The organism is Rugosimonospora africana (genome assembly GCF_016862975.1).
GTDB classification, from domain to species: domain Bacteria; phylum Actinomycetota; class Actinomycetes; order Mycobacteriales; family Micromonosporaceae; genus Rugosimonospora; species Rugosimonospora africana.
Window position 1 is genome coordinate 1 of record NZ_BONZ01000145.1, and the last position, 7282, is coordinate 7282.

7 protein-coding genes are annotated in these 7282 nt (G+C 69.2%); 5 read left to right on the plus strand and 2 right to left on the minus strand.

All coding sequences use genetic code 11. The features are described 5' to 3' along the window. On the minus strand, positions 1-214 hold a 214-nt coding region (locus Raf01_RS48570; RefSeq protein ID WP_203924983.1), incomplete at its 3' end, for a hypothetical protein. A gap of 522 nt (positions 215-736) precedes the next feature. On the opposite strand from Raf01_RS48570, the gene Raf01_RS48575 reads away from it, so the two are divergent. The 5 genes from Raf01_RS48575 to Raf01_RS48595 all read left to right on the plus strand — a co-directional run bounded on the left by Raf01_RS48575 (position 737) and on the right by Raf01_RS48595 (position 6375). Beyond that, complete coding sequence (locus Raf01_RS48575) at positions 737-1540, plus strand: WecB/TagA/CpsF family glycosyltransferase (protein ID WP_239134582.1); 804 nt, start codon at positions 737-739, stop codon at positions 1538-1540. Positions 1541-1621: 81 nt separating this feature from the next. Next, positions 1622-3520, plus strand: a complete 1899-nt coding sequence (gene asnB, locus Raf01_RS48580) for an asparagine synthase (glutamine-hydrolyzing) (RefSeq protein WP_203924984.1) — start codon at positions 1622-1624, stop codon at positions 3518-3520. 17 nt (positions 3521-3537) lie between these two features. Continuing rightward, the gene (locus Raf01_RS48585) at positions 3538-4440 is read left to right on the plus strand and encodes a sugar transferase (RefSeq protein WP_203924985.1); all 903 of its coding nucleotides are present in this window, start codon (positions 3538-3540) and stop codon (positions 4438-4440) included. A gap of 43 nt (positions 4441-4483) precedes the next feature. Further along, positions 4484-6115 (plus strand): hypothetical protein, encoded by a 1632-nt coding sequence (locus Raf01_RS48590; RefSeq protein ID WP_203924986.1) that lies wholly within the window; start codon positions 4484-4486, stop codon positions 6113-6115. A gap of 92 nt (positions 6116-6207) precedes the next feature. After that, the gene (locus tag Raf01_RS48595) at positions 6208-6375 is read left to right on the plus strand and encodes a hypothetical protein (protein ID WP_203924987.1); all 168 of its coding nucleotides are present in this window, start codon (positions 6208-6210) and stop codon (positions 6373-6375) included. Positions 6376-6421: 46 nt separating this feature from the next. Here Raf01_RS48595 and Raf01_RS48600 read toward each other — a convergent pair. After that, positions 6422-7282 (minus strand): tetratricopeptide repeat protein (locus Raf01_RS48600; RefSeq protein WP_203924988.1); only part of this gene is annotated, 861 nt, incomplete at its 5' end.

The following is a 7282-nucleotide window of genomic DNA, read 5'->3' on the forward strand; positions in this document are numbered from 1 at the left end:
CTCCGCGCGGTGCCCTGGCGCTGCCGAGCAGGTTGGCCGAGGAGACCGCCTGGTTCTGCCGGTGGATGGTGAACAGTCCACCGGCGAACAGCGCGCCCACCAGCACACCCACCGCGAGTGCGACCACCAGCAGGGCCCTGCCGAGGCGGGTGCGCCGGCGGCGCGGTTGGCGCACCCGCCGGTACCGGCCGCCGCCGGCCTCGACCGTGTCCACCGGTACCCCCTCGCCCCGCGGCCGCGCGCCACCGTGATGCCCGGCCGCTGGCCCGGTCCGCCGACAAGCCGGGAGGGCCCGGCCGCTGGCCCGTCCATACCCGGCCTGCATTGATCCAATCCGCTCGGTTCCGCGGCGTCAGGGGCACCCGCCGCGTTCCGCCCCTCGATGACCGGTTCGTTCCACTGCGGGCCCGCTGAGTCGACTGCGCCAACCGGTACTGGCGCCGGTGCGCGGATTGGGTCCGAAAGTACCTGCTTGGCGCGCATGAAACGTCGCCAGCGGAACGCCCGGCTCGACCATCCCGCGAGCTTCCGGGTACCTCCACTTTCACGGCTATCCAGCGCGCTTCATCGCTATTGTTGTCAAGAGGGCGTAAGGAACATCTGCCGTGAATCGGTCAGATGCGTCCAGATCAGAATTTGGTCGCGAACCTTGGGGAGAGCGTTGATCGGCGACGTCGGGATACCGGTCGGCCGCGATGTGCGGCCGGGACATCACCCGCACTCCACTGGCGGGCGAATCGACGCGGGTAAGCGCAGCGTCCTCGGTGTGCTCGTCGACGCAGTCGACTACGACGCGGCGGTGGCGAAGGTACTGCACGCCGCCGCGGCACGGCAGCCGCTGAGCCTGACTGCCCTTGCCGTGCACGGGGTGATGACCGGGGTGCACGATCCGGTGCACAACGCGCACCTGAATTCCATCGACGTGGTGGTGCCGGACGGGCAGCCGGTGCGCTGGGCGTTGAACATTCTCCACGGTACGCGGCTGCGGGATTGGGTGAGTGGGCCCGAACTCGTCCTGCGGGTGTTGCGTCGGATGGCCGAGCAGGGACTGCCGGTCTATCTGTACGGTGCGACACCGCAGACACTCGACCGGTTGGTGGTGTCGCTGAGTCAGCGGTTCCCGCGCCTTCGGATCGCCGGTGCCGAACCGTCGAAGTTCCGGACCTCGCTGCCCGGCGAGGAGTTGGCGTTGGCCGACCGGATTCAGGGCTCGGGTGCCCGGCTGGTTCTTGTGGGGCTGGGTTGTCCGCGGCAGGAGACGTTCGTGTACGGCATGCGCCAGCACCTGAACCTGCCGTTGATGGCGGTAGGGGCGGCCTTCGACTATCACGCCGGCCGGCTGCGACCAGCGCCCGGCTGGATGCAGCGCAGCGGCCTGGCTTGGGTGTGGAGGTTCGGTCAGGAGCCCCGGCGGCTCTGGCGCCGCTACCTCATCACCAACGTCGACTACCTGGTCCGGCTCGTCGCGCAGACGGCGCACCCGCGTCGCCCTCGCCCGCCGGCACCCACCACTCAGCGTCTGGAGTCCCTTCCCATGTGACGCCGTCAGCGCGTGGGCGACTGGACTGGGTCGTCGCGCGGCGCCGGGCGCGCCGAGCCAGACCGGTCGAACGATTCGGAGATGGGGGGAGCGGTCATGTGCGGCATCACCGGGATGGTGCGCGACGCGGCGTCCGAGCCGGTCGACCCCGAGCGCCTGCGGGCGATGTGCCGCACCCTGTCCCACCGGGGTCCGGACGACGAGGGGATGTATGTCCGGCGTGACGTCGGTCTGGCCGCGCGGCGGCTGGCTGTGGTCGACGTGTCGGGTGGCAGGCAACCGGTGCGCAACGAGACCGGGACCGTTCACGCGGTGCTCAACGGTGAGATCTACAACCATGCGCAGTTGCGACGGCAGCTCATGCGCCAGGGACACCGGTTCGAAGCCTCCAGCGACTCGGAGGTCATACCGCACCTGTACGAGCAGTACGGGCCGGACTTCGCGGAGCAGTTGGACGGGATGTTCGCCATCGCGGTGTGGGACGAGTCGGCCCGACAGCTCGTGCTGTGCCGCGACCGCGCCGGCATCAAGCCGATGTACTACGCCGCAGGGGCCGGCCTGGTGTTCGGCTCGGAGATCCGGGCGATCCTGGCCAGTGGCATCTCCACCACCCTCGACACCCAGGCGTTGGGCGACTACCTGTCGTTGATGTACATTCCCGGCCCGCGCAGCGTCTACCGGGAGATCCGCAAGCTGGAGCCGGCGTCCATCCTGGTGTGGCGGGAGAACAGGCACACCATCCGGCGGTACTGGTCCCTGGCCGGCACGGCCCGGCGCGTTGACCTGTCCACCGCCCATGCCCAGGAACGACTGCGTCACCATCTGGTCGACAGCGTCGAGCGACACCTGATGTCCGACGTGCCACTGGGGTTCTTTCTCAGCGGTGGGCTGGATTCCGGCGCGGTGGTGGCCGCGGCCCGGCAGGCACGACCCGACGCCGAACTGCGGACCTTCACCGTCGGCTTCACCGACCGGTCGTACGACGAACGCCGCGAAGCGGCCGTGGTGGCGCGCCATCTCCGCACCCGTCACACCGAGGCGGTCGTCGAGCCCCGCGCGACCGATGTCGTGGATCGGATATCGCCGATCTTCGACGAGCCATTCGCCGATCCGTCGATCGTCCCGACCTACTACCTGTGCGAGCAGGCGCGCCAACATGTCACCGTCGCGCTCAGCGGTGACGGCGGAGACGAACTCTTCGCCGGATACCTGTCGTACTGGGCCGACAAGGTCGCTCGCCACTACCGGCGGCTGCCGCGCGGCCTCACCGGTCGGCTCGCCCCGGCGTTGTTGCGGTTCCTCCCCACGTCGCACGCACGCTCCCGCCTCGATTTCAAGGCGCGGCGGTTCATCGAGAACGCGCTGGAGGACCCCCGCCGCAGCCATTACCTCTGGCGCGTGGTGTTCCGCGAGAACCACAAGGCCCAACTGCTCAACCCGGACCTGTTCGCCGAACTCGCCGACTCGTACGGCACCCACGAGCCGCACGACCTTGCCGGCGCGGACTTCGACGCGCTCACCCGGTTCCAGTACACCGACGCCAACGTGTACCTGGTCGACGACGTACTGACAAAAGCCGACCGGGTGAGCATGGCGCATTCCCTCGAGGTCCGGGTACCGCTGCTGGCGACCCCGATGATCGAGTTCGCGTTCTCACTGCCGGGTCGGCTCAAGATGCCGGGCTATCAGACCAAGTGGTTGTTCCGCCGGGCGATGGCCGACGCGCTTCCGGCGAAGACCTCGACGATGAGCAAGAAGGGCTTCAACGCGCCTCTTCCGCGCTGGTTGGCGGGACCGTTCCGGCCACTGGTGGATGAGTACCTGAGCAAGGACGTGGTGCGGCGACAGGGTTTCCTGCAGTTCGAACGGGTCAACGCCTTGGTCAGACGCCACATGGACGGCGTCGCGGAACACGGGCGCGAGATCTGGACGCTCCTGATGCTCAGCCTGTGGGCCGAGGCACATCAGGGACAGCGGTAGGAAGGGGGGCGGAGTGCATGGCGGGCTTCCTCGCGTCGCTGCTGTCGACCGTGGTCGTCTCCCACAGCCTGCGGCGTAGGGCGCCTTGGCCGCTGTCGGGTGGGACCTACCGCGCGTCCGCCCTGGCCAGTGCGTGGCTGACGTCGTTGGTTCTCTTCATGCTGTACGTCGGCCGGCGGGCACCGTTTCCCGGCATGTCGCTGGCCATCGTCGGGGCCTTCGTCGGCGGGGTGATGACCACGAGCACCGCGATCGGGCTCATCGAGGACAACGCGCGGCCCTCGCCCGGGGTACGGGACAAGGTCCTGACCTACCACACCTTCGGTTCCCTGCGCTATCCGCCCAGCCCACGCCTCAAGCGGACACTCGACATCACCCTCGCCTCGCTCAGCCTGATCCTCACGCTGCCGTTGTGGTTCGTCATCGCCGCCGCCATCTGGTTCGAGGAACCCGGGCCGATCTTCTTCACGAAGAACTCGGTGGGGCTCGGCGGGGTGACGTTTCGACAGTTCAAGTTCAGAAGCATGGTTCACGACGCCGAGCGGGCGACCGGACCGGTGGCCGCGTGCGTCGACGATCCGCGCAATCTCCGGTGCGGCAAGCGGCTGCGTCGCTGGCATCTCGACGAACTACCCGAACTGCTCAACGTCTTGAACGGGACGATGAGCATGGTCGGCCCGCGCCCGCTGCGCACGGTCATGGTTCAACGCATTCTGGAGGAACTGCCCGGACTGGCCGAGCGCCACACCGTGAAGCCGGGCATCGCGTGCATCGCGCAGATCGAGAAGTACCAGATGCCGGCGACCGAGCGGCTACGCCTGGACCTGGAGTACATCCGCAGAATGAGCGTCGCGTTCGACCTGAGACTGCTCGGCCGGGCTGTGGTGACCACGGTGCGTGGCACGAGGCGTGATGCGTAGCCGACGAGCAGAGCCGGGCAGTTATCAGACATCGGGAGCGGCCATGCACGAGTCCTCCACGGCGTCCTCCCCGCCGTGGCCGCGACGGGTGATCGCGGCCGTGCTCAATCCCGCCCACGCCAGGCGAACGACCGGTCCGGTCCTCGACCCGGCCCGGTGGGGCCGGGGGCATACCCGCCTGATCATTCTCGGTCTGCTGGTGGCCACGGCCGCCGGTGTCGTCGAAGCGGTGCGTCATGCCAGCGACCAGGTCGGCGGGTCCGAGACGGTCAGGGCGGTCCTCGCGGCCGCCTTGGGCATGGGGCTCATCGGGCTCGCGCTGACGCTTCGCGGCACAACCGTGCCGGGCTTCCTGGTTGGCCTGCTCTACGTCACCGCCGGCATGCTCAGCTGGACGTACACCGGCGCGACGACCTGGGCTCTGCTCGGCGTCGAAGGACTGCTCTTCGCGATCTGGACCTTTCCGTGGGTGCGCGATCTGGTCGGGCTGCCCCGGCTCGGTACGGCGTGGCTCGGTCTGGCGTACTGGTTTCTCGGTGTCATCGGTGCCGGCCTCGTACTGCGGCCGGGACTGGCCATGGAACGGGTCGCCTACGCCGGGCTGTTCACTCTCGGGGCGCTTGCGATCGTCACGGCCACCCGCAGGAGCGGGCAGGACCTGAGCATCGGTGTCGCGTCCGCCTTCCTGGTCGCGCTCGCAGCCCTGTTCCTCGTCGGCTCCGGCAACGCCCTGGACAACGTGCACACCGTGCCCGCCAACGCCTGGGGGCGGCACATGGAGCACCGCTTCTGGGGCGGCCCGGGACTGCTCTACCACCCCAATTCCATCGCGGTGGCGGCGGTCATCGTCGCCATCCGGATTGGGGCGGACGGGACCTTCGAGCGCTGGCAACGGTACGCGGCGCTGGGCATGGTGACCGTCATCCTCCTGCTGGTCAACTCGCGTACCGGCCTGCTCTACCTGGCCGCCGCGGCGGTGGTGCACGCCCTGCTGATCTGGTACGGACGCCGCGGGTCGGCGTCCCCCGACGAGTACGGACGCCGCTCCTTCCCGACGGCACGTGCGGCCTGGGGTGCCGCGCTGCTGCCGATCGTGCTCGCCGTGCTGATCGCTGTCGGCTCGGGCGGCACGGGATTCCTCGGCGCACAGCGCTACAACGACGGCACCGACGACGTGACCAGCGGACGGCGGGCCACCTGGGTTCAGGTGTGGAAGGACTTCACGACGGACAACACGGCGCAGAAGATCTTCGGAGACACCTCCAACGCCCGCGCCACCGTCCACCGGCCCAGTTCGGGTGGCGCCCCTCCGGTCGGGGGCCTGACCACCGACAACGCCGCCGTCGGTGCGCTGCGCCGAGGCGGCATCCTCGGCGTGATCGCCTTCCTGTTCGGGCTCGGCCTGATGCTGTGGCACGCGATCCGCGGAGTGCGCCTGCCCGGCCGGGGCCGGTACCGGCCCTCCGCCTGGTTCACCATGGCGGCGGTGGGATCGGTACCCACCATCGTCTCGGCCGACTGGCTACTCGGCGGTACCGGCGGAACCCTGTGGATCTACCTCCTGGCCGGCGAGGCGTACCTGCTGCATTCCGCCGCCCGTCAGCGGCGCCGCGACGCCGGTGCCACCGTTTCCGGGCGCCCCGTCGCCGTATCGCCGTCACTGGCACCCGACTGATCGTCACACCAGTCCCGTCCGGGGTGCTTCATGCGCGCGGATCGGGGTAAGACGGCCGGGAAACTGACGCCGACGGGAAGCGGGTTGCGGTGATGTGGAGGCACAGCTGGGGTTTTTGGCTGGGCACCGGTGTGGCGGCGATCCTGCTCTGCAATCTGCTCGTCTTCGGTGTCGTGTTGGTCCGCTATCTTCTTGAGCGAGACAACGCGGAGGAGTTCGAGCGCCCGGCGGTCAGCAGGAGCGCCCGCAGGATCCGGTAGCCCGGCATCATCGCCGTGACCACCGCCGACACCCTTCCGGAGCGGCTCACTCCCCGTCGCCGAGGTTGGCGAGGTGGTGGCGGACGGCCGCGACGGTGATTTCTTCGGCGTGGTCGACGCCGAGGCGGGTGAGGATGTCGAGGGCTTGCTTCCAGTGGGCGCGGGCCTGTTCGGGTCGGTGCAGCGCCAGGTGGGCGTGGGCGATTCCGTCGTGTGCGCGGGCCTGGTCGCCGGGCTGACCCAGGTCGGTGGCGAACACGAGCGCCTCGTGGTGGTGGGCGAGGGCTGCCTCCGGATTGCCGGTGATCTGCTGCAACCGGCCGAGACCCTGCCACGCTTCGTACTGCCAGTTGAGGTGGCCGATCTGGTGGGCGAGATCGAGTACCCGTTGGTAGTCGTCGGTGGCTTGCGGGTACCGGCCCTGCATCAGGTGGAGATCGGCGAGGCCGACCAGTGCCTGCAGCTCGCCGGAGGGGTGGCCACTGGCGCGGGCGAGACGCAGCGACTGCTGGTAGTAGTCGGTGGCTTGCTCGTACTGACCCTGTGCACTGTAGACCATGCCGAGGCCGGCCAACGCGTTCTGCTCGCCGGTGAGGTAGCCGGTCGCTCGGGCGAGATGCAGCGCCTGCAGCAGGTAGACGGTGGCTTGCTCGTACCGGCCCTGCGCACGGTGGACCACGCCGAGGCTGGTGAGCGCCTGCAACTCGCTGGGGTGGTGAACGGTGGTGTCGGCGAGCCGCAGAGCCCGCTCGAGGTGGTCGGTGGCCTGCTCGTACCGGCCCTGCAGTGAGTGGATCTGACCGAGGCCGGCCAGCGCGTCGAGTTCGGCGCCTCGGTGGCCGATCGTGGGAGCGAGCTTCAGCGCCCGCTGGTAGTGGTCGGTGGCTTGCTCGTGGCGGCCCTGTAA

Coding starts and splice junctions, on each gene's coding strand:
- asnB (WP_203924984.1), top strand. CDS start 1,622: ATGGGGGGAGCGGTCATGTGCGGCATCACCGGGATGGTGCGCGACGCG.
- Raf01_RS48585 (WP_203924985.1), top strand. CDS start 3,538: ATGGCGGGCTTCCTCGCGTCGCTGCTGTCGACCGTGGTCGTCTCCCAC.
- Raf01_RS48590 (WP_203924986.1), top strand. CDS start 4,484: ATGCACGAGTCCTCCACGGCGTCCTCCCCGCCGTGGCCGCGACGGGTG.
- Raf01_RS48595 (WP_203924987.1), top strand. CDS start 6,208: ATGTGGAGGCACAGCTGGGGTTTTTGGCTGGGCACCGGTGTGGCGGCG.